This is a genomic window from Bacillus sp. LR--39, from assembly GCF_053613335.1.
In genome coordinates, this window is the sequence record NZ_JBSIOT010001062.1 from 1 (window position 1) to 644 (window position 644).

At 44.3% G+C, this 644-nt stretch carries 1 protein-coding gene and 1 pseudogene; both read right to left on the bottom strand.

All coding sequences use genetic code 11. The features are described 5' to 3' along the window. A partial coding sequence (locus ACWHAR_RS28430) for a sugar phosphate nucleotidyltransferase (protein WP_452088616.1) occupies positions 1–332 on the bottom strand: 332 nt, incomplete at its 3' end. Between the two features lie 24 nt (positions 333–356). After that, positions 357–644 (bottom strand): annotated as a pseudogene (locus tag ACWHAR_RS28435) (PseG/SpsG family protein); the annotation flags it as partial.

Genomic DNA, 644 nt, shown 5'->3' on the forward strand with positions numbered 1-644 from the left:
AATATATTATCACCTAATAATAAAATGAAAGACTCTTTTTTCGTAAAGCGCTTTGCATAAGACAGCCCATCCGAAATGCCCGTTGCTGCCGGCTGTACTTGATAAGTGATAGTAACGCCAAGCTCTTCCCCGTTCCCAAGCAGTTTGTAAAATTGCGGCATATGCTCTTTTTGACTGATGAGTAAAATGTCTTTTATTCCGGCTTCCTCCAGCTTCATAATCGACCAGTATATCATCGGATACGGACCTACAGGAAGCAAATGCTTGTTGACGGCTTTCGTTAAGGGCATAAGGCGTGAGCCGTTTCCTCCGGCTAAAATAACACCTTTCACATTAACACTTCCTTACATGCATTTTTATATCTCTTGTTCATATAAATCTTGAAGAATAGCTGTTACCCGTATAATGTCTTTGCCATCCACGAGCGGCCTTCCTCCCTTGTGCAAAGAAAGGCGAAGAGGATAGCTGCTCATAATGCGTGACATCTGATAGATGAGTGTTTCATCCGGTACAAGCTCACCCAAACCAAGATCAAGAGCGGCGCCTTGGCCAGCAAATGTTTTTGCTGTTCCCGTTTGATGCTCACCCTGAGAAAGAACAAGGCACGGCACGCCGATGCAAATGGCTTCATATAGAGAGATGCC